Below are 18383 nucleotides of genomic sequence, written 5' to 3'. Positions count from 1 at the left end.
CGACCGTCAGCCGGCCCGGTGCGGTGCACCGGCCGGCACCGCGGCGCGCAACCGGTCCCGCAGGTCGTCGACCAGCGCTGCGGTGCCGTCCGGGCCGCTCGCGGCACCGAAGACGTGGTAGTCGGGACGGACGAGCAGCGAAGTCGCCCCGAACCGTGCCAGATACGGCCCGTAGACCTCGTCCGTGTCCACCACACCGATCACATCGGCCGAGCCGTGCGCGTCGGATGCCCTTCCGGGTGCCTGCAGCCGCACCACGTGGGCTCCCAGACCGGCGAGGAACGACAGCCGCTCCTCGTCGAGCAGGGTGTGCGGATCGTCGGTGGTCAGCAGGACGAAACCACGGCCGACGACATCGTCGAACAGCCCGACGGAGCCGTCGCGCGCCACTCGTCCCTGCGGTACGACGGCGCCCGCGGGCGCGGTCGCCGCCTCGGCTCCCTGCCGCCGGTGCAGCAGGCCGCCCGAGAGCGCCTTCGCCGGCTCCGGCCGCCCCGCCGGCTTGCCGCGCCGGTTGGCCAGCACCGTGGCGTCCCGCTCGGCGGCCGCCGCCGGGTCCGTCACGCAGATCACCCGGCCCAGCTGGACCGACGCCAGGATCGCCTCCTTGGCCTGCGCCCGGCGTTCCTCCGTGTAGCTGTCCAGTACGGACTCGTCCGCGAGGCCGCGGAGCGTCAGGTCCAGCTTCCATGCCAGGTTGACGACGTCCCGGATGCCGGAGCACATGCCCTGCCCGGCGAACGGCGGCATGAGATGGGCCGCGTCTCCGGCCAGCAGGACACGGCCCACGCGCCACTGGTCGGCCCAGCGGGCCTGGAAGATGTACGTGGTGCTGCGCAGCAGGGTGGCCGTGTCGGGGGTGACGCCGAACGGTGCCAGCAGCCGCCAGGCCGTCTCGTCCCGGTTGAGTTCGGCGGTGCTCTCGCCGGGCAGGCGCATGAACTCCCAGCGCCGGCGCCCGGGGCCGCTGGCCACCACGGTCGTGGGCCTGGCCGGGTCACAGATCTGCACGTTGGTCGGGGTGAACTCGCGCGGCTGGCGCAGTTCGACGTCGCAGAGCAGCCACTCGTAGGAGAACCCGAGGTCCGTCACCGAGACGTCGAGGTGGTCGCGCACGAAGCTGTTGGCCCCGTCGCACCCCACGACCCACCGTGCGGACAGGACGCGTGTCGCGTCGTCGTCGGTGGCCGCCGTCACCTCCACCCGGTCCACACCGTCGGCGATCTTCACGACCTCGTGCCCGCGCAGCACCGTGATGCCGGGAAGTGCCGCCGCTCTGGCGGCGATCAGCTCCTCCAGGGCCGGCTGGTGCATCGTGTTGGCATCCGGCCAGCCGTAGGGACCGGCCGTGGTGAACGCGATGTCCAGCAGCGCCGCGCCGGAGGGGGTCTGCCACTGGTAGCCGTTGGCCGGCTCGGTGACCCGGCCCAGATCCGGGCCGATCCCGGTGGCCGCCAGGAGTCGCGCGGTCTCCCCGTCGAAGCTGGTCGCCCGGGGGAGCTTGTACGGCCGGGCGCGTCGCTCGAGTACGGTCACCCGCCAGCCGCGCTGGGCGAGCAGCACCGAGAGCGCGGCACCGATCGGCCCGTTGCCCACGATGACGACGTCGGTGTCCGTCGGATTCGCGTACGTATCGTGCGTTCGCATGGTTGGCATCGTGCCCCTACTCGCATGCTGTGGGCAGATCAGCGCGCACTTCGAAAAACGGCGTCGGGGAAGACCTCACAGGTCCGCGCTGTTTGAAGGGCTGAATTCCGCCACGCCGGAAAATTGCCAGAATAGTATTCCGGCTTTTCGATACGTGTCAAGGAGCAGAAAACCCTATCAGGTCGAGGGATGTTCAACCGGTGATTTCTGTGCCGGCCGGGGCGGCCCGGCTCATTCCACCAGCGAGATGGCCCGGCCCGGGCAGACGTAAGACGCCTCACGGGCCTTCTGCGCCAGGAGTTCGCTCCCGGGCTCTTCGATCAGCACGACGACCGTGCCGTCATCCTCGCTCTGGTCGAACACTTCCGGCTCGGTGAACACGCATTGACCTGAACCGATGCACTTGTCGACGTCCGCGATGATCTTCATGGTGATTGCCTCCTGCACGTTCGGGAAGCCACAGACTGACACATGCCCGGATGCGTTCGAAGCGGAGCGCATCATTTTTCGGATGAGCTATCAGATCGGGGGATGTTCCGGCCGGACGCGCTCGGCCTATCCTCCAGAACGAAGAAAGAAATCCCGGGATCGGCACGGTTCCCACCGTCGGCCGCTGGTCGATCCGCGGTGGGGCGGCAGCGTGCCAAGGGTGATTCCTGAAAGGAATTTATTGCCGTGCCTCAATCAGCGGATCAATTCGACAAGTGGGTGCGCCGATCTCATCCGGCGCCGAACAGTGAAGTCCGCCTCGTATGCCTGCCGCACGCAGGCGGATCGGCGAGCTTCTACTTCCCCGTGTCCAAGGCGCTCGCGCCTGCGGTGGAGGTTCTGGCGATCCAGTACCCGGGGCGGCAGGACCGACGCCACGAGCCGAACATCCCGAGCATCCCCGACATGGCGGATCAGATCTTCGCGGCCGTGCGCCACCTCGACGATCTGCCCATGGCGTTGTTCGGGCACAGCATGGGAGCCGTTCTCGCCTACGAGCTCGCGCTGCGCATGCAGGACGCAGGCCTCCCCTCGCCCGTGCGGTTCTTCGCGTCCGGCAGGCGGGCCCCCTCCCGCTACCGCGACGACGTGGTCCACCTGGGGTCGGACGCCCAGATGGTGGCCGAGCTGCGCAAGCTGAGCGGAACCGACTCGGCCATGCTGGCCGACCCGGAGCTGCTGGAAATGATCATGCCGGCCATCCGCAGCGACTACCGTGCCGTCGAGACGTACCGGTACGAACCCGGACGGAAGCTGGACTGCCCGGTGACCGTGCTCACCGGAGACAGCGACCCCCGGGTCTCGATCGACGAAGCGGCGTCCTGGGACGCGCACACCACCGGGCCGATGGAGCTCCGGGTGTTCCCGGGAGGCCACTTCTTCCTCGCCGATCAGAGCGAAGACGTGATCGGACTGCTGAAGGAGCGACTGGTCCGCCAGAGCGTCCTGACGCCCGGCAGGCCCTGAGCCCGGGTCCACCGCGACATCGGACAACTGACGCTCGCCTCCGGCGTGATCGTGACCTCGCTCATGGCGCCGCCCGTCCTGCGCGCCGCCATGGCCAGGGTTGAAGAGAACGCCGAGACGGAGTTGGGTAGGGGCGCGGGCAAGCCGTGCGACCTGGCGTCGCAACCACCCGCCACCGTCCGAGGATTCGTCGTCGCCCTCGAGCGGAGGGCCTGCACGATGGCACTCGACGAGTGCCAGGAGGAGAGAAGCATGACTTCCAGTTCGCCGCAGCACGCGGCCTGCGCCCCCTCGCGGACAGCTGCGTGCGCGAAGCAGGCGCAGAGGTCCCTCCTGGCACCCGTCGTGTGCACGGAAGGGAACGAGGGATGACCGGGAAGGCCGGCGGTACGGGCAAGGGGCAGTTGCTTGCCATCAGCGACCTCCACCTCAACTACGCCGAGAACCGCGCCCTGGTCGAGCGGATGACACCCGGCTCGGAGGACGACTGGCTGCTGGTCGCCGGGGACGTGTCGGAGAACGTGGCCGACATCCGCTGGTGCCTGAAGACCCTCGCGAGCCGTTTCCGCAAGGTCGTCTGGGTCCCCGGCAACCACGAGCTGTGGACCCACCCGAGCGACACCCTCACCCTGCGCGGCGTCGCCCGGTACGAGCACCTGGTCGAGCTGTGCCGCGAACTGGGCGTCACCACGCCCGAGGACCCCTACCCGATCTGGGAGGGGCCGGACGGCCCCGTGGCCGTGGCGCCGCTGTTCCTGCTGTACGACTACTCCTTCCTGCCGGCGGACTGCACCACCAAGGAGGAGGGGCTGGCCTACGCGCACAGCACCGGAGTCATCTGCAACGACGAGTACGTCCTGCACCCCGACCCCTACCCGAGCCGCGAGGCCTGGTGCCGGGCCCGGGTGGCCGAGACCGAGCGCAGGCTCGCCGAACTCCCCGACGGCCTGCCCACCGTCCTCGTCAACCACTACCCGCTCGACCGGCACCCGACGGACGTCCTGTGGTACCCGGAGTTCGCCATGTGGTGCGGCACCCGGCTGACCGCCGACTGGCACCGCAGGTTCAACGTGGCCGCCATGGTCTACGGCCATCTCCACATCCCGCGGACCACCTACCACGAGGGCGTCCGCTTCGAAGAGGTGTCCGTGGGATATCCCCGCGAGTGGCGCACGCGCCCGGGCCCGCCGGGAAGGCTGCGCCGGATCCTGCCCGTGGAGGCCGGGTGACCGGGTGACGGGGGTGACCGGGTGATCACCCGACGGACGTCAGCCGACCTGTGCGAGCTCAGGAGCCGGACTCGAAATGCGGCTCCACGTCCGCGTCAGTTCCACACGGGAAGCCACGTTCATCTTGCGGAAGATCTTCTTCAGATGGAACGCCACGGTGTGACCGGAGATGAACAGGTGCTCGCCGACCTGGGAGTTGGTGAACCCCTGGCTCACCAACTCGGCCACCGCGGCCTCGGTGACGGTGAGAGAGCCGGCGCTCACACCCTCCTGGCCGGCGTACTGCGGATAGCGGCCGCGTCGCACACCGAGCGAGCGGAGCTTGCTCACGACCCTGCGGGCGTCCCGCGGGGCCGCGGAACGCGCGTACCCGTCCACCGCCCGCTCGAGGATCTCGACGGCCCGATCCCGCTCCTGGTCCCGTTCGGAGAGGAGGGTCCCGGCGTCCTCGTAGGCGGAGGCACCGGCCCACGGGTCCAGATGCGATTCGGCCGCAGCGATGACCCGTTCGGGATTCTCCTCCAGCAGCCCGTCGGCGTGTACCGCCGCCGCTTCTATCGACCGGAGCCCGCGGTTGCGCGCGGCGAGCCCGGAAGCCTCGCAGGCCACCCGCTCGGCGAGTGATTCGTCGCCGAGCTTGCGCGCGGTCCGGACGAGCCAGGCGGCAGCGGCCGGCTCCGAGGCCAGCAGCTCCAGGATGAGCTGGTCGTCCGTGATGATGCCCGCGATGAGATGAGCAGCGGTCTTCGCGCCACCCTGGACTTCCAGGAACTGGGCCGCGGCCCAGGCGCACTGACCGGGCCTGTCGACCGTCCGGCCGAGAAGGGCGTCCTGCCGCAGCTGATCGACGAAGTCCAGGCTGACGCTCATGTTGCCCTGCCGCAGAGCGCTCAGCGCCAGCATGGTGTGCGCGTCGGGAAGCAGGGAGTTGAGGTCGGCCTGCTGCGCGCTGTGAACGCCCCGGCCCGCCAGATCGGCAGCCGCGTCGACATCTCCTCGGGTGAACGCGAGTTCTGCCGAACAGATCAGCGCAGCCGCCACGAGTCCGCCGGTTCCTGCAGCGCGGGCCGTCAGCTCCTCCACGCCGACGAGTACACGCGCCCCGGATGCAAGCTCGCGGACCCGGACGAGCAGTACGGAATGCCAGACCATCGCCGGCCCCACGCAATTGCCCGCGCATTCGGGGTTGATCCGGGCGGCCACGGCCGCCAAGCGGATCGCCTCGACGAGTTCCCCGCGCGACCAGGCGGAAAACGAGAGCTCGGACAACCTGACCGTCTTGCAAGAGTTGCCGTCGCAGGTGCGCATGACGGAAAAAACCGGGGGCGTCTGCAGGCGAATCAGAGAGTCGAGCATCACATCTCCTGTCATCGGATCATCAGTCGCGCCGCTTCGTCCGAGTGGTGGCGGTGGACGTGCCCGTCATGATTCAGCACCGGGCTCCCGGGGGCCGGAGTGCTCCAGCCGGGCTCAAGTGCAGGTCAAGACCGATGCCGGAAGGGCGAAGTTCGGTTCGCGAGGGCCGGGTGGCCCGGCCGGACGGGCAGGCCACCGCCCACCACGGGCTCTCGCGTCCGCAGCCCGGCGGATCGCCCTCGAGCCGGGCGCGCGCGGTGTCGAGCGGGTCCCCAGCGGTTCTCTTGCCGCGGCCCTCGGCCAGGCCCGGCCCGCCCGCCGCCGGGTGGAAGCACCACCCGCCAGACGACGATCACCCGGGGCACCCGACGGGACTATCAATTCTGATGATGGCGCACCGGGAAGGGCGCCGACAGGATGGAGGTGTTCCGGAACTCTCCGGTGGAATGAACAGCGAGGTGTCCCTTGAGTGTCGTTCTTCTCTTGAACGGTCCCAACCTGGGCATTCTGGGGCGACGCGAGCCGGAGATATACGGCACGGATACGCTCGCCGACATCGAAGCGGCGGTCGCCCGGGAAGTGAGCGTCAAGGGCTGGGAGGTTCGCTCCGTCCAGCACGATTCGGAAGGCGACCTCGTCGGCGCCATTCACCGCTATTCCGGCACCACGGTCGGGGCAATCGTCAATCCCGGCGCCCTGATGATTGCCGGATGGAGTCTGCGTGACGCGCTGGCGAGCTATTCACCGCCGTGGATCGAGGTGCACCTCAGCAACGTATGGGCCCGCGAACAGTTCCGGCACGAGTCGGTGATCGCCCCGCTGGCGAGCGGTGTCGTCGTCGGCCTGGGCGCTTTCGGCTATCGCCTGGCCGCCCAGGCGCTGATGCACCTGTGCGAGGCCGAGCCCTCGTAGCAGTCCAGTCACGACGAGGGCCGCAGGTCAGTGGCCGTTTCCGGGACGCGACTCCAGGAGGGTGAACACCGCGCCCTCCGGGTCGGTGACCGTGGCCACCCTGCCGGTCAGCCCCTCGCGGGGCGGCTGGACGACGCGCCCGCCGAGGCGGTCGACGCGGGCCGCGGCCGTGTCGGCGTCCTCGACCTCGAAGTACGTCATCCAGTGCGGGCCCCGGTCGTGCGGGAGCGAGCGCCCGACCCCGTGCACGGCGGCGACCGGACGCCCGTCCAGCACCAGCGTCACGTAGTCGAAGTCGGCGGAGGCCGTGCCGTGCGTCTCGGCCTCGTGGCCGAAGACATGCTCGTAGAACTTGCCGACGGTCGACGTGTCCTGCGTGACCAGCTCGCTCCAGACCGGTGTGCCGGGGACCCCGGGCCGCCGGGTCCCGATGTGCTCCTCGGCCTGCCAGAGGCCGAAGATCGCCCCCAGCGGGTCGGAGCAGATCGCCAGGCGCCCCGAGGCGCCCGCGTCCAGCGGGCCCACCGCCACCGTGCCGCCGCAGGAGCGGATCGTCTCGGCCGTCGAGTCCGCGTCGTCGGTGGCGAAGTACGTCGTCCAGGCCACCGGAAGATGCCGGTCCGGCGGCATCTCCCCGATACCGGCCACCTCCTGGCCGTCGAGCAGGGCGCGGACGTACGGGCCGAAGGGCTGGGGGCCGGGCTCGTACTCCCAGCCGAACAGGTCGGTGTAGAAGGCCTCGGTGGTCCCGAGGCCGTGCACCATCAGACTCGACCAGCACGGTGTGCCGGCCGGGCGCCGCGTTGCTTCCGGTGCCTCGGTCATGTCAGCCGTCTCCTCCGTCGTCGCTCATCCCGGACCAGATGCTTCCACTCCGGCGGGTCCGGCGCGCCCCGACCGGCCGGGTTTCGCCGGAGCGGGCAGAGATGACCGAATCGGTGCGGCCTGTCGATGTCGGACTTGTTACGCGGCCTGTGGAGCGGGGAGGAAGATGGGCCGCATGACTGCGAACCCTGCACCCTCCGTGATCGTTTCCGTCCCCGAACTGACGGCCGAGCTCGCCCGGTCCCGGCCGCCGGTGCTGCTGGACGTCCGATGGCAGCTGGGCGGCCCGAACCTGCGGTCCGAGTACGAGGCCGGGCACCTGCCGGGCGCGGTGTACGTGGACCTCGACCGCGAACTGGCAGGTCCGGCGGGGGCCGGCGGCCGGCACCCGCTGCCGCAGCCGGAGGAGTTCGGGGCGGTGATGCGCAGGGCCGGGGTCTCGGCGGACGTGCCGGTGGTCGTGTACGACGGCGGTCAGGGGTGGGCCGCCGCCCGGGCGTGGTGGCTGTTGCGCTGGACGGGTCACACGGACGTGCGGGTACTGGACGGGGGACTGGCCGCATGGACGGCGGCGGGCGGCCCGCTGGAGGTTGACGCGGTGACCGTCGAGGAGGGTGATTTCAAGCCAAACCCGGGGGCGGTGGGGCTGCTGGACGCGGACGCCGCGGCGGCACTCGCGCGCAGCGGGATCCTGCTGGACGCGCGGGCGGGGGAGCGCTACCGGGGCGAGGTCGAGCCGATCGACCGGGTCGGCGGGCACATTCCGGGGGCGGTGTCGGCGCCGACGACGCAGAACGTGGGCGCCGACGGGCGGTTCCTCGCGGCGGATGCGCTGCGGGAGAGGTTCGCCGCGCTGGGTGTCTCGGGCGGGGCGCCGGTCGGGGTGTACTGCGGGTCGGGGGTCTCGGGGGCGCACGAGGTGCTGGCGCTCGAGGTGGCGGGCATTGCGGCGGCCCTGTACGCGGGCAGCTGGTCGGAATGGTCCGCGGACCCGGCCCGCCCGGTGGCCACGGGCCCTGACCCGCAGTAGCCCGCCGGCCGATCCGGCCCCGCCCGCGGGGCCGGATCCCTAGTCCTGTTTCTTGCGGCGGGTGCCGAAGACGATCTCGTCCCAGCTCGGGACCGCCGCGCGGCGCCCCGGGCGGACGCCGTCGGCTTCCGCCTGGCGGTCCGTGGTGCCCGTCAGGCGGTCGCGGTGGCCCGCCACCGTGCGCGGCATCAGGACGTCCGCGTACGCGGCACCTGCACCGGCGCTCGCCGACGCCGCGGGGGGCTCCTCGGCCTCCGGCTCCTCCGCCGGGGGCTCGGTGCGTTCCGGGACCACCAGGTCGCCGCGGAAGCTCGGGACCGCTTCCAGCAGGCTCGTCAGCGTGTCCCGCTCCTCCTCGGGCTCGGGGGCCGGTGCGACGGGGCGCTCCAGCTGCCGGTCGAGGGCGCGGTCCAGCGGCCGGTCCCGGGGCAGCCGGGCGATCCTCGGCACGAACGGGAAGCTCGGCTCCGGCGTCGCCGGCAGGTCGTCCGCCTCGCCGATCAGGGAGCGTGCCTCGTCGTCGACGGCCACGACCAGCCGGCGCGGCGGGTCGTACGTCCAGCTGGCCGAGTGCGGTTCGCCCGCGACCCGGTAGACCAGCAGGACCTCCCAGGTGCCGTCGTCGCGGCGCCAGGAGTCCCACTGGACGGACTCCTTCTCGGCGCCGCGCAGCGTGAGCCGCTCCTGCACGGCCTCGCCGAGCTGGGGTCCGGTGTTCTCGCCGGGACGGCGTACGGGGGTCTTGCGGGCCCGCTCCGCCATGAACGCGCGCTCGGCCAGCACCGGGCCCTCGAAGCGGCGTACGCGGTCGACGGGGATGCCGGCGAGCTGAGCGACCTCCTCCGCGGAGGCACCGGCCCGTATGCGGGCCTGGATGTCGCGGGGGCGGAGGTGGCTCTCCACCTCGATCTCGATCTGGTTCAGGCGCGCGCGGTCGTTGCGCACGGCAGCCCGCAGCCGCTCGTCGATCGGAAGCGTGTACTCCGTGCTGTCCGCAGCCTTGAGCACCAGTCGTGTGCCGTCATTTGAGACGGCCACGACACGCAGTTCGGGCATGGGGACCTCCCGGGTGGTGCCTGCCGACGTCACGTGCGTCGCTGCTTCCGCTAGTCGAGTGTGGCCTGCCCGGGTGCAGCCTGCCACAACCTTGCCGAGTTCAACCGGCGTGTCGGGCATGCGCCCTTGATCGCCGTTATGGCACGGTTACCTGTTGGGCACACACAGTGACCGAACGGTTACTGTGCGCAGCAGGAATCCGTGCAATGCCGCGGGATCACCGGTCTCGAGTGCCGTTTCTCCATCAGTCGGCCCCCTCTCCCGAGTCCGGACATCCGTAAGGAAGGACGGCCCCAGGGCTCGCCACAGTACTCCATTCGGGCCACCTGGGTGGACCGCCGCGCCGCCGAACTTGTCGTGGGCGGCGGGAGTTGGGCTGCCCTGAATCGGGCCGGACCTGCGACCGCGTCCGTTTTCGGGTGTCTTGCTTCACAGAATCCCCAGAAACGGAACCATCTGTTTCGCTCGGCGGTCAGTAACTGCTGAGAGCGGTGAAGCGCGAGAGGTCGCCGGAGGCAGCACACGCAGGGGATGAGGATGGGTCAGAAGGCCGCGCCGGAAGTCGAACCGAGGTCCGGGACGGGCGGGACGGACGGGACGGGTGGGGTGGAAGAGAGGAAGCTCGATCTGAGCGTCGCCCAGATCGCGGGCTCCTCCCTCGCCACCGTCGCGGCGGCCCTGCTCGCCTCGAAGCTCGGCGTCTACGGGACCATCCTCGGCGCCGGAGTGGTGAGCGTGGTGGCCACCGCCGGCGGCCCCGTCATCCAGCACCTCTTCAAGCGCACCGGCGACCAGCTGCGCGAGAGCGCCCGGCCTGGGGGGTGTCGTCGGGTCCCGCTGCTCCGCGAGGAAAAGGCCTCCGACGGCACCCTGCTGCTCCGTGCGGTCCCACCCGGCGAGGAGTTCGGCGAGGCCACCGTCCACGGCACCCGCGTACGGGGCTGGAAGCGCACGGCGGTGGCCTCGGGCGCGGCCTTCGCCATCGCGCTCGGCGGCCTCGGCGCGTACGAGGCCTTCTCCGGTACGGCGATCAGCCAGGGCGGCAGAACCATCTGGTCCGGCGGCACGCGCACGGCGCACGAGGAGCGGCCCGCCGGCCCCGCGAAGGAACCCGGCACCGGCGGGAAGGGCGGCGGAGCCCCGGAGTCCGGGACCTCCCCGAGCCCTTCGCCGCCGCACGGCGGCCGGGACCCGGGCACGAGCCCCGGCCCCGGGCCGTCGTCCCCGGACCCGACGGGCTCCGCGGGCCCGGACTCCGGGAGCCCGGCGCCGGGTCCGAGCCCGCAGACGCCGAGCCCGAAGCCCACTGCGACACCGACGGCGACACCCGCGCCCACCCCGAGCGGACCGGGCGGACCGGGCGGCAGCCCTCCCGCCGAGCGGTGAGCGGGGCTACTCGCCCAGAACCCGCCGCAGGTAGTCGTTCCCGAACAGCCGTTCCGGGTCCAGCCGGTCCCGCAGCGCGGTGAACTCGCCGAAGCGCGGGTAGACCCGGGAGAAGTACTCCGCGTCCCGCGTGTGCACCTTGCCCCAGTGCGGCCGTCCGCCGTGCGCGGTGAAGATCCGCTCGGCGGCGGTGAAGTAGGCCTGGTACGGCGTGCCCTTGTACATGTGCACCGCGATGTACGCGGTCTCCCGCCCCGAGGCGGTCGACAGCGCGATGTCGTCCGCCGGGGCCGTCCGCACCTCCACGGGGAAGCTGATCCGCAGCCCGGAGCGGTCGACCGTCGTCCTGAGCTCCCGCAGCGCCTCGACGACCTGCTCGCGCGGGAGTGCGTACTCCATCTCCACGAAGCGCACCCGGCGCGGGCTGGTGAACACCTTGTACGGGATGTCCGTGTAGGTGCGTGCGGACAGGGCGCGGCTCGCGATCCGGGCGATGGAGGGGATGGCCGCCGGGACCGCGCGGCCCAGCGAGTTGGCGGCCTGGAAGACGCCGTTGGACAGGAGCTCGTCCTCGACCCAGGCGCTCACTGCTCCGGGCGGGGCGGCGGGGCCCTGGCTGCGGTTGTTGCGCTTGGTGTTGCAGTTGCCGGTGTGCGGGAACCAGTAGAACTCGAAGTGCTCGTTCTCCGCGAAGTGCTGCTCGAACTCGGCGGTCACCCGGTCGAAGGCCATGGGCTCCTCGCGGGCGGTCAGGAAGAAGATCGGCTCCACGGCGAAGGTGATCGCGGTGACGATGCCGAGGGCTCCGATGCCGATCCGGGCGGCCGCGAAGACCTCCGGATTCTCCTTCTCGGAGCACGCGAGCAGCCGCCCGTCCGCCGTGACCAGCTCCAGGCCGCGGATCTGGGCGGCGATGGAGGCGGAGTCCCGGCCGGTGCCGTGGGTTCCGGTGCTGGTGGCTCCGGAGACCGTCTGCTCCATGATGTCGCCCATGTTCGTGAGCGACAGGCCCTCCCGGGCCAGGGCCTGGTTGAGGTCCTTGAGCACGGTGCCCGCGCCCACCGTCACGGTGCCGGCGGCCCGGTCGATCTCCCGGATCCCGGCCAGGGCCTGCGGGCGTACGAGCACCCCGTCGGTGGCTGCGGCCGCGGTGAAGGAGTGGCCGGTGCCGACCGCCTTCACCTTGAGCCCGTCCTCGGCGGCCCGGCGGACCGCCTCCTGAAGCTCCCCGACCGAGGCCGGGGAAACCGTCCGCGCGGGTGCCGCCGTGACGTTCCCCGCCCAGTTATGCCACGCGCCCGCTGTCGCCGGCCCGTTCTTCCCTGCTGCTGTCGCCGTCCCCATCGCTAGAGGGCTCCTCCCCTTGCGCCGGCCTCGTCAGCCGGCGGTAACCCGCGAACGCGACCGCCGCCGCGGCGGCCCCCGCCGAGATGGAGACGACGAACCCGCGCTGGGCCCCGGCGGCGTCGATGACCAGACCGGTCACGGAGGAGCCGACCGCGACACCGACGGCGAGGCCGGTGGTGATCCACGTCATGCCCTCGGTGAGCTTCGCGCGTGGTACGTGCGCCTCGATCAGGGCCATCGTGGTGATCATCGTGGGAGCGATGGCGAGGCCCGAGACGAAGAGCGCCACGGCCAGAAACGGAAGGTTCCCGGCCAGTAGGAGGGGGATCATACTCACGGCCATCGCACAGATGCCCAGTACCCACCTGCGTTCCGTCCGGCCCTTGAGATGGAGCAGGCCGAAGACGATGCCGGCCAGACAGGATCCGGCCGCCCAGATGGCCAGGATGAAACTGGCGGCGGACTTCTGGCCCTGCTCCTCGGCGAAGGCCAGGGTGGACACGTCGATGGACCCGAAGATCGCGCCGGTCGCCACGAACGTGGCCGTGAGCACCTGCAGGCCGGGGGAGCGCAGGGCCGAGGTCCGGTCGCCGCCCTGGCTGCGCGGGTGCGGCGCCGGCTCGGTGGAGCGCTGCGCGGTGAGCAGCCAGACGCCGACGAACAGGCAGCCGGCCGCGATCACCGGCCCGGCTTCCGGGAACCAGGTGGTGGACAGCCCGATGGCCAGGATCGGGCCGAAGATGAAGCAGACCTCGTCCACCACGGACTCGAAGGAGTACGCGGTGTGCAGCTCGCGCGGCGCGTCACGGTAGAGCACGGTCCAGCGGGCGCGGACCATCGAGCCGACGCTCGGCACGCAGCCCGCGACGGCCGCGAAGACGAAGAGGGTCCAGTCGGGGAGTCCGTTCGCCGCGGCCAGCACCAGGGCGATGACGGAGGCGACGGAGATCAGGGTCGCGGGGCGCAGCACCCGCCGCTGCCCGTACTGGTCCACCAGCCGGGACACCTGAGGGCCGATGAAGGCGGCGGCCAGGGCCAGGGTGCCGGTGAGGGCGCTGGCCATCGCGTAGCGCCCGGTGATCTCGGAGATCATCGTGAGGATGCCGACGCCCACCATGGATATCGGCAGCCGGCCTATGAGGCCGGCGGCGCTGAAGGCCCTGGTGCCGGGCGCCGCGAAGATCGCGCGGTAGGGACTGGGCAAGGTCTCTCCGTAAGGGACGTCATTGGCCCATACAGGTTACGACCGCCGACAGGGCACCCGCACGGGGAAGATTCGAACATCGAAACTTAGGGTTACCTTACCTATTTCGCAGTGCGGGACGCGTGGCCGGGCCGTTTCCCCGGCGCGGACGCCGGGTGGCAGGATTCGAACCATGTCAGACCAGCTCCGCGCCGCCGCCCCGCCACCGGCCGAAGGCCTCGCCGGCCCCTACGACGCCCTCCTGCTGCTCTCGTTCGGCGGCCCCGAGGGGCCCGACGACGTCGTGCCGTTCCTGGAGAACGTCACGCGCGGACGCGGCATCCCGCGCGAGCGCCTGAAGGAGGTCGGGCAGCACTACTTCGGCTTCGGCGGGGTCAGTCCGATCAACGGGCAGAACCGCGAGCTGCTGGACGCGCTGCGCAAGGACTTCGCCGAGCACGGACTGGACCTGCCCGTGTACTGGGGCAACCGGAACTGGGCCCCGTACCTCACCGACGTGATGCGGGAGATGGCCGCCGACGGGCGCCGCCGGATCGCGGTGCTCGCCACCAGCGCGTACGCCTCGTACTCGGGCTGCCGCCAGTACCGCGAGAACCTCGCGGACGCGCTGGCGGCGCTGGCCGACGAGGGCGTGGCCGAGCTGCCGGGGGTCGACAAGCTGCGGCACTACTTCAACCACCCCGGCTTCGTGCAGCCGATGATCGACGGGGTGCTCGCCGCGCTGGGGTCCCTGCCGCAGGAGGTGCGCGCCGGGGCGCACCTGGCCTTCACCACGCATTCGATCCCCACCGCGGCCGCGGACGCCTCCGGCCCGGTCGAGGAGCACACCGCCGACGGCGACGGCGGGGCCTACGTCAGGCAGCACCTGGACGTCGCGCAGGTGATCGCGGACGCGGTGCGGGCCGAGACGGGGGCGGAACTGCCCTGGGAGCTGGTCTACCAGTCGCGCAGCGGCGCCCCGCACATCCCGTGGCTGGAGCCGGACATCTGCGACCACCTGGAGGCCCTGCACGGCGCCGGGGCGCCCGCGGTGGTCATGGTCCCGATCGGGTTCGTCTCGGACCACATGGAGGTCCTGTACGACCTCGACACGGAGGCCACGGCGAAGGCGGCGGAGCTCGGGCTCCCGGTCGCCCGGTCGGCGACGGTCGGCGCCGACCCGCGGTTCGCGGCGGCGGTACGGGACCTGGTGCTCGAGCGGGCCGCCGCGGAGCGCGGCGAGCCGGTGGAGCGGTGCGCGCTCGGGCTGCTCGGGCCCAGCCACGATCTCTGCGCGGTGGGCTGCTGCCCGGCCCGCGGCCCCCGGCCGGCGGCCGCGGGCGCCGACAGCCCGTACGCCTAGGGAGCCTCGGCCGCCCGCGGAGCGGGGCAGGCTCGCCGGCCTGGGGGCACCTCCCGGCGGTAGCTGGGGGAGGTACTTTGACGACCCGACTGAGGAAGGGCGAGCGTGATCTCCGAAGAGCTGAAGGCCGAACTGCTGGACGTGGGGCTGGACGCAGCCCGGCAGGCCGGGGAGCTGCTGCGGGACGGCAGGCCGGCCGACCTCGCGGTGGCGGCGACGAAGAGCAGCCCGATCGACGTGGTGACCGAGATGGACATCGCGGCGGAGAAGCTGATCACCGGCATCCTCGCCCGGCGGCGGCCCGAGGACGGGCTGTTGGGCGAGGAGGGCGCGGACAGCCCCGGCACGAGCGGGGTGCGATGGGTCGTGGACCCGCTGGACGGCACCGTCAACTACCTGTACGGGCTGCCGAGCTGGAGCGTGTCGATCGCCGCCGAGTACGAGGGCGCGACCGTCGTCGGGGTCGTGGCGGCCCCGATGCGGGGCGAGACGTACCACGCGGTGCTCGGCGGAGGGGCCTGGCTCGGGGAGGTCCGCCTCGCCTGCCGGGCGGCCGCCCCGCTGGACCAGGCGCTGGTCGCGACGGGGTTCGCGTACCTCCAGGCGCGCAAGGAGCAGCAGGCGGACGTCGCGCAGCGGGTGATCCCGAAGGTGCGGGACATCCGGCGGGGCGGATCGGCCGCGCTGGACCTCAGCGACGTGGCCGCCGGGCGGCTGGACGCGTACTACGAGCGGGGGTTGAACCCCTGGGACCTGGCCGCGGGAGAGCTGATCGTCCGTGAGGCCGGGGCGCTCACGGGCGGGCGGCCCGGCCGGCCGGCGTCGGGGGAGCTGGCGCTCGCCGCCACCCCGGCGGTGTTCGCGTCGCTGCAGCCGCTGCTGGAAGAGGCCGGGGCCTGGCACGACTGAGGCCCGGGGCGGTCCCCGCCCGGCCGGCGCGGGACCCGTACGGCCGGGCCCGGGCATGAGGGAACCCCGGCTGCCGCGTGCGGTCGCCGGGGTTCGGGTCGGACTGGCGGGGTCAGGGAGGTGTGTCAGCAGGCGGAGACGGGGACCCCGTGCTCCGCGGCGAGGCGCTGGAGATCTTCCAGTTCCGCCTGCTCCACTTCCACGAGGAAGTCGTCGCCCGTCTCACGGGCCTGCTTGAGGTCCGACTGCGTGGCCCGGATGCGCTGCAGGAGACCCGCGGTGAATGCGTCCATGGTGGGTTCGCCCCCTCTTCGTGGGTCGGCGGCGGCACGTGGCAGTCCGCCGTCAGGGAGTGGTTGGGGTGTGGTGACGTCCTCCCCGGCACCCTGGGCCCAGAAACCTCGAGAGACGAGGGAATCCACACTTCCGGCCCGGGCAGGCCCCCGAGCGACGCCTTACAGCCGGTTTACGGCTGAAACGTGCAGGATGGACGACGCAATACACGTGTGCCCTCAGGGCTCGATGGAAGGAAACGACGTGCGCGTACTCGTCGTCGAGGACGAGCAGCTGCTCGCCGATGCGGTGGCCACAGGGCTGCGCCGGGAGGCCATGGCCGTGGACGTCGTGTACGACGGCGCCGCGGCTTTGGAGCGCGTCGGGGTGAACGACTACGACGTGGTCGTGCTCGACCGGGACCTCCCGCTCGTGCACGGCGACGACGTCTGCCGGAAGATCGTCGAGCTCGGCATGCCCACCCGCGTGCTGATGCTGACGGCGTCCGGCGATGTGAGCGACCGGGTGGAGGGCCTGGAGCTGGGCGCGGACGACTACCTGCCCAAGCCCTTCGCGTTCAGCGAGCTGACCGCCCGGGTACGCGCCCTGGGGCGGCGTACCACCGTGGCCCTGCCCCCCGTGCTGGAGCGGGCCGGCATCAAGCTGGACCCGAACCGGCGCGAGGTGTTCCGTGAGGGCAGAGAGGTGCAGCTGGCGCCCAAGGAGTTCGCGGTGCTGGAGGTTCTCATGCGGAGCGAGGGGACCGTCGTCTCCGCCGAGCAGCTGCTGGAGAAGGCATGGGACGAGAACACCGACCCCTTCACGAACGTGGTGCGGGTGACGGTCATGACCCTGCGGCGCAAGCTCGGGGAGCCGCCGGTCATCGTGACCGTGCCCGGCTCCGGATACCGGATCTGACGCGGGTGGCGGCGACCCCGGCACCACCGACGGTGCCGCCGAGACCGACCTGGGACCCCGGCCAGCCCGAGGGTCCCTTCCCTTGGCTGCGGCCGACCATCCGCATACGCCTGACGCTGCTGTACGGCGGGATGTTCCTGATCGCCGGCATCCTGCTGCTGTCGATCATCTACCTGCTGGCGGCGCAGGCGCTGCGCGAGGGCAACGGACTGCCGTTCAAGATCGTGGGCGGCACGGACATCCAGGTCACCAGCACCTGCCCCGGCGTGGTCGGCAAGGGCCAGATGTACGACCAGTTCAACGCCGCGATCAACACCTGCATCCTGGAGCAGCGCAGGCACGCCCTGGACGACCTGCTCAGCCGGTCGCTGATGGCCCTGCTCGGCCTCAGCATCATCGCGTTCGCCTTCGGCTACGCCATGGCCGGCCGGGTGCTCCAGCCGCTCGGCAAGATCACCCGGACCGCCCGCCGGGTGGTCGGCTCCGACCTGACCCGGCGGATCGAGCTGGACGGCCCCGACGACGAGCTCAAGGAGCTCGCCGACACCTTCGACGAGATGCTCGACCGGCTGGAACGTGCCTTCACGGCCCAGCAGCGGTTCGTCGCGAACGCCTCGCACGAGCTGCGCACCCCCCTCGCCATCAACCGGACGCTGCTGGAGGTGCACCTGTCGGATCCGGGTGCGCCGGTGGAGCTCCAGCAGCTGGGCAGGACGCTGCTGGCCACCAACGAGCGCAGTGAGCAGCTGGTCGAGGGCCTGTTGCTGCTGGCGCGCAGCGACAACCAGATAGTCGAGCGCAAGCCCGTGGACCTGGCGGAGGTCGCCTCGCGCGCCATCGACCAGGCGCGCGGGGAGGCGGCGGTGAAGGGCGTGGAGATCCGCGGCGAGCGGGCGCTCGCCGTGGTCCAGGGCAACGGCGTCCTGCTGGAGCGGATCGCGCTCAACCTGGTGCAGAACGCCGTCCGGTACAACGTGCCGGAGGACGGCTGGGTCGAGGTCACCACGGAGTCCCAGCACGGCCAGGCGGTCCTCGTGGTCTCGAACACGGGTCCCGTGGTTCCCGCGTACGAGGTGGACAACCTGTTCGAGCCCTTCAGGCGGCTGCGTACGGAGCGCACGGGCAGCGACAAGGGTGTGGGGCTCGGCCTGTCGATCGCACGCTCTGTGGCGCGCGCACACGGCGGACGGATCTCCGCGACGCCGCGCGAGGGCGGTGGCCTCGTGATGCGTGTCACTTTGCCCCTGTGAGCACCCGTGCCGCCTGTTCGCTGTTGGCTGAATGGCCGGGGCGTGGGAGTGTGGTGACTGTGTGATCGATCACATTGTCGAGTGTTGGGTCATGTGCGTTCAGTGACCCCGAAGGGGGCCGGAAAGCCCGGGAAGTCCGGGTTTCCCGCCCCTCGAACGGCGGGAAATACACGGGGTGGCGTTTGTGCAAGACGGCCCCCGGACCGTGTACGGTCCCGGTCGTCATCCCAGCCAATCGCTCCTT

The 18383-nt window shown here is 71.5% G+C and carries 17 protein-coding genes; 9 read left to right on the top strand and 8 right to left on the bottom strand.

Translation table 11 applies throughout. The features are described 5' to 3' along the window. Positions 1–6: 6 nt before the first annotated feature. Together ACFYXK_RS08865 and ACFYXK_RS08860 are read right to left on the bottom strand one after the other, a co-directional pair. A complete protein-coding gene (locus ACFYXK_RS08865; protein WP_389410455.1) occupies positions 7–1647 on the bottom strand; it encodes a bifunctional 3-(3-hydroxy-phenyl)propionate/3-hydroxycinnamic acid hydroxylase in 1641 nt (546 codons plus the stop codon). 231 nt (positions 1648–1878) lie between these two features. Beyond that, positions 1879–2076 (bottom strand): ferredoxin, encoded by a 198-nt coding sequence (locus ACFYXK_RS08860; protein WP_389410454.1) that lies wholly within the window; start codon positions 2074–2076, stop codon positions 1879–1881. Positions 2077–2322: 246 nt separating this feature from the next. On the opposite strand from ACFYXK_RS08860, the gene ACFYXK_RS08855 reads away from it, so the two are divergent. Together ACFYXK_RS08855 and ACFYXK_RS08850 are read left to right on the top strand one after the other, a co-directional pair. After that, complete coding sequence (locus tag ACFYXK_RS08855) at positions 2323–3102, top strand: thioesterase II family protein (RefSeq protein WP_389410453.1); 780 nt, start codon at positions 2323–2325, stop codon at positions 3100–3102. A 368-nt stretch (positions 3103–3470) separates the two neighbouring features. After that, complete coding sequence (locus ACFYXK_RS08850; protein ID WP_389410452.1) at positions 3471–4331, top strand: metallophosphoesterase family protein; 861 nt, start codon at positions 3471–3473, stop codon at positions 4329–4331. Between the two features lie 39 nt (positions 4332–4370). Here ACFYXK_RS08850 and ACFYXK_RS08845 read toward each other — a convergent pair whose 3' ends face one another. Next, positions 4371–5687 (bottom strand): LuxR C-terminal-related transcriptional regulator, encoded by a 1317-nt coding sequence (locus ACFYXK_RS08845; RefSeq protein WP_389410451.1) that lies wholly within the window; start codon positions 5685–5687, stop codon positions 4371–4373. A 465-nt stretch (positions 5688–6152) separates the two neighbouring features. Here ACFYXK_RS08845 and ACFYXK_RS08840 point away from each other — a divergent pair, with 465 nt between their 5' ends. Continuing rightward, the gene (locus ACFYXK_RS08840; RefSeq protein ID WP_389410450.1) at positions 6153–6599 is read left to right on the top strand and encodes a type II 3-dehydroquinate dehydratase; all 447 of its coding nucleotides are present in this window, start codon (positions 6153–6155) and stop codon (positions 6597–6599) included. Between the two features lie 27 nt (positions 6600–6626). Here the strand turns inward: ACFYXK_RS08840 and ACFYXK_RS08835 are convergent, their stop codons facing one another. Continuing rightward, the gene (locus tag ACFYXK_RS08835) at positions 6627–7424 is read right to left on the bottom strand and encodes a VOC family protein (RefSeq protein ID WP_389410449.1); all 798 of its coding nucleotides are present in this window, start codon (positions 7422–7424) and stop codon (positions 6627–6629) included. 175 nt (positions 7425–7599) lie between these two features. Between ACFYXK_RS08835 and ACFYXK_RS08830 the strand changes: the two genes are divergently transcribed. Beyond that, positions 7600–8454 (top strand): sulfurtransferase, encoded by an 855-nt coding sequence (locus ACFYXK_RS08830; protein WP_389410448.1) that lies wholly within the window; start codon positions 7600–7602, stop codon positions 8452–8454. A gap of 39 nt (positions 8455–8493) precedes the next feature. Here the strand turns inward: ACFYXK_RS08830 and sepH are convergent, their stop codons facing one another. Further along, positions 8494–9510 carry a septation protein SepH gene (gene sepH / locus ACFYXK_RS08825; protein ID WP_389410447.1) on the bottom strand — a complete coding sequence of 339 codons (1017 nt, stop codon included), beginning with the start codon at positions 9508–9510 and terminating at the stop codon, positions 8494–8496. 606 nt (positions 9511–10116) lie between these two features. On the opposite strand from sepH, the gene ACFYXK_RS08820 reads away from it, so the two are divergent. Beyond that, on the top strand, positions 10117–10896 hold the full coding sequence (locus ACFYXK_RS08820) for a hypothetical protein (protein WP_389410446.1): 780 nt from the start codon (positions 10117–10119) through the stop codon (positions 10894–10896). 6 nt (positions 10897–10902) lie between these two features. On the opposite strand, the gene ACFYXK_RS08815 is transcribed toward ACFYXK_RS08820, so the two are convergent. Both ACFYXK_RS08815 and ACFYXK_RS08810 read right to left on the bottom strand, forming a co-directional pair. After that, on the bottom strand, positions 10903–12240 hold the full coding sequence (locus ACFYXK_RS08815) for a D-arabinono-1,4-lactone oxidase (protein WP_389410445.1): 1338 nt from the start codon (positions 12238–12240) through the stop codon (positions 10903–10905). Beyond that, complete coding sequence (locus ACFYXK_RS08810; RefSeq protein WP_389410444.1) at positions 12182–13447, bottom strand: MFS transporter; 1266 nt, start codon at positions 13445–13447, stop codon at positions 12182–12184. Before ACFYXK_RS08810 ends, ACFYXK_RS08815 begins: the two co-directional genes overlap by 59 nt. A gap of 172 nt (positions 13448–13619) precedes the next feature. On the opposite strand from ACFYXK_RS08810, the gene ACFYXK_RS08805 reads away from it, so the two are divergent. Continuing rightward, positions 13620–14789, top strand: a complete 1170-nt coding sequence (locus ACFYXK_RS08805) for a ferrochelatase (RefSeq protein ID WP_389410443.1) — start codon at positions 13620–13622, stop codon at positions 14787–14789. Between the two features lie 105 nt (positions 14790–14894). Beyond that, a complete protein-coding gene (locus ACFYXK_RS08800) occupies positions 14895–15698 on the top strand; it encodes an inositol monophosphatase family protein (RefSeq protein ID WP_389410442.1) in 804 nt (267 codons plus the stop codon). Between the two features lie 125 nt (positions 15699–15823). On the opposite strand, the gene ACFYXK_RS08795 is transcribed toward ACFYXK_RS08800, so the two are convergent. Further along, complete coding sequence (locus tag ACFYXK_RS08795; RefSeq protein WP_383509303.1) at positions 15824–15991, bottom strand: hypothetical protein; 168 nt, start codon at positions 15989–15991, stop codon at positions 15824–15826. A gap of 244 nt (positions 15992–16235) precedes the next feature. On the opposite strand from ACFYXK_RS08795, the gene ACFYXK_RS08790 reads away from it, so the two are divergent. Together ACFYXK_RS08790 and ACFYXK_RS08785 are read left to right on the top strand one after the other, a co-directional pair. Further along, the gene (locus ACFYXK_RS08790; RefSeq protein ID WP_030154340.1) at positions 16236–16889 is read left to right on the top strand and encodes a response regulator transcription factor; all 654 of its coding nucleotides are present in this window, start codon (positions 16236–16238) and stop codon (positions 16887–16889) included. A 5-nt stretch (positions 16890–16894) separates the two neighbouring features. Continuing rightward, complete coding sequence (locus ACFYXK_RS08785) at positions 16895–18139, top strand: sensor histidine kinase (RefSeq protein WP_389410441.1); 1245 nt, start codon at positions 16895–16897, stop codon at positions 18137–18139. The last annotated feature ends 244 nt before the right edge of the window (positions 18140–18383 follow it).

This window comes from Streptomyces sp. NPDC002209, assembly GCF_042890265.1.
Classification (GTDB): domain Bacteria; phylum Actinomycetota; class Actinomycetes; order Streptomycetales; family Streptomycetaceae; genus Streptomyces.
Note: the sequence above shows the minus strand (reverse complement) of the source record. Positions and strands in the feature narration are given on the sequence as shown.

Coding starts and splice junctions, on each gene's coding strand:
- ACFYXK_RS08805 (WP_389410443.1), top strand. CDS start 13,620: ATGTCAGACCAGCTCCGCGCCGCCGCCCCGCCACCGGCCGAAGGCCTC.
- ACFYXK_RS08860 (WP_389410454.1), bottom strand. CDS start 2,076: ATGAAGATCATCGCGGACGTCGACAAGTGCATCGGTTCAGGTCAATGC.
- ACFYXK_RS08850 (WP_389410452.1), top strand. CDS start 3,471: ATGACCGGGAAGGCCGGCGGTACGGGCAAGGGGCAGTTGCTTGCCATC.
- sepH (WP_389410447.1), bottom strand. CDS start 9,510: ATGCCCGAACTGCGTGTCGTGGCCGTCTCAAATGACGGCACACGACTG.
- ACFYXK_RS08830 (WP_389410448.1), top strand. CDS start 7,600: ATGACTGCGAACCCTGCACCCTCCGTGATCGTTTCCGTCCCCGAACTG.
- ACFYXK_RS08815 (WP_389410445.1), bottom strand. CDS start 12,240: ATGGGGACGGCGACAGCAGCAGGGAAGAACGGGCCGGCGACAGCGGGC.
- ACFYXK_RS08865 (WP_389410455.1), bottom strand. CDS start 1,647: ATGCGAACGCACGATACGTACGCGAATCCGACGGACACCGACGTCGTC.
- ACFYXK_RS08835 (WP_389410449.1), bottom strand. CDS start 7,424: ATGACCGAGGCACCGGAAGCAACGCGGCGCCCGGCCGGCACACCGTGC.
- ACFYXK_RS08795 (WP_383509303.1), bottom strand. CDS start 15,991: ATGGACGCATTCACCGCGGGTCTCCTGCAGCGCATCCGGGCCACGCAG.
- ACFYXK_RS08845 (WP_389410451.1), bottom strand. CDS start 5,687: ATGCTCGACTCTCTGATTCGCCTGCAGACGCCCCCGGTTTTTTCCGTC.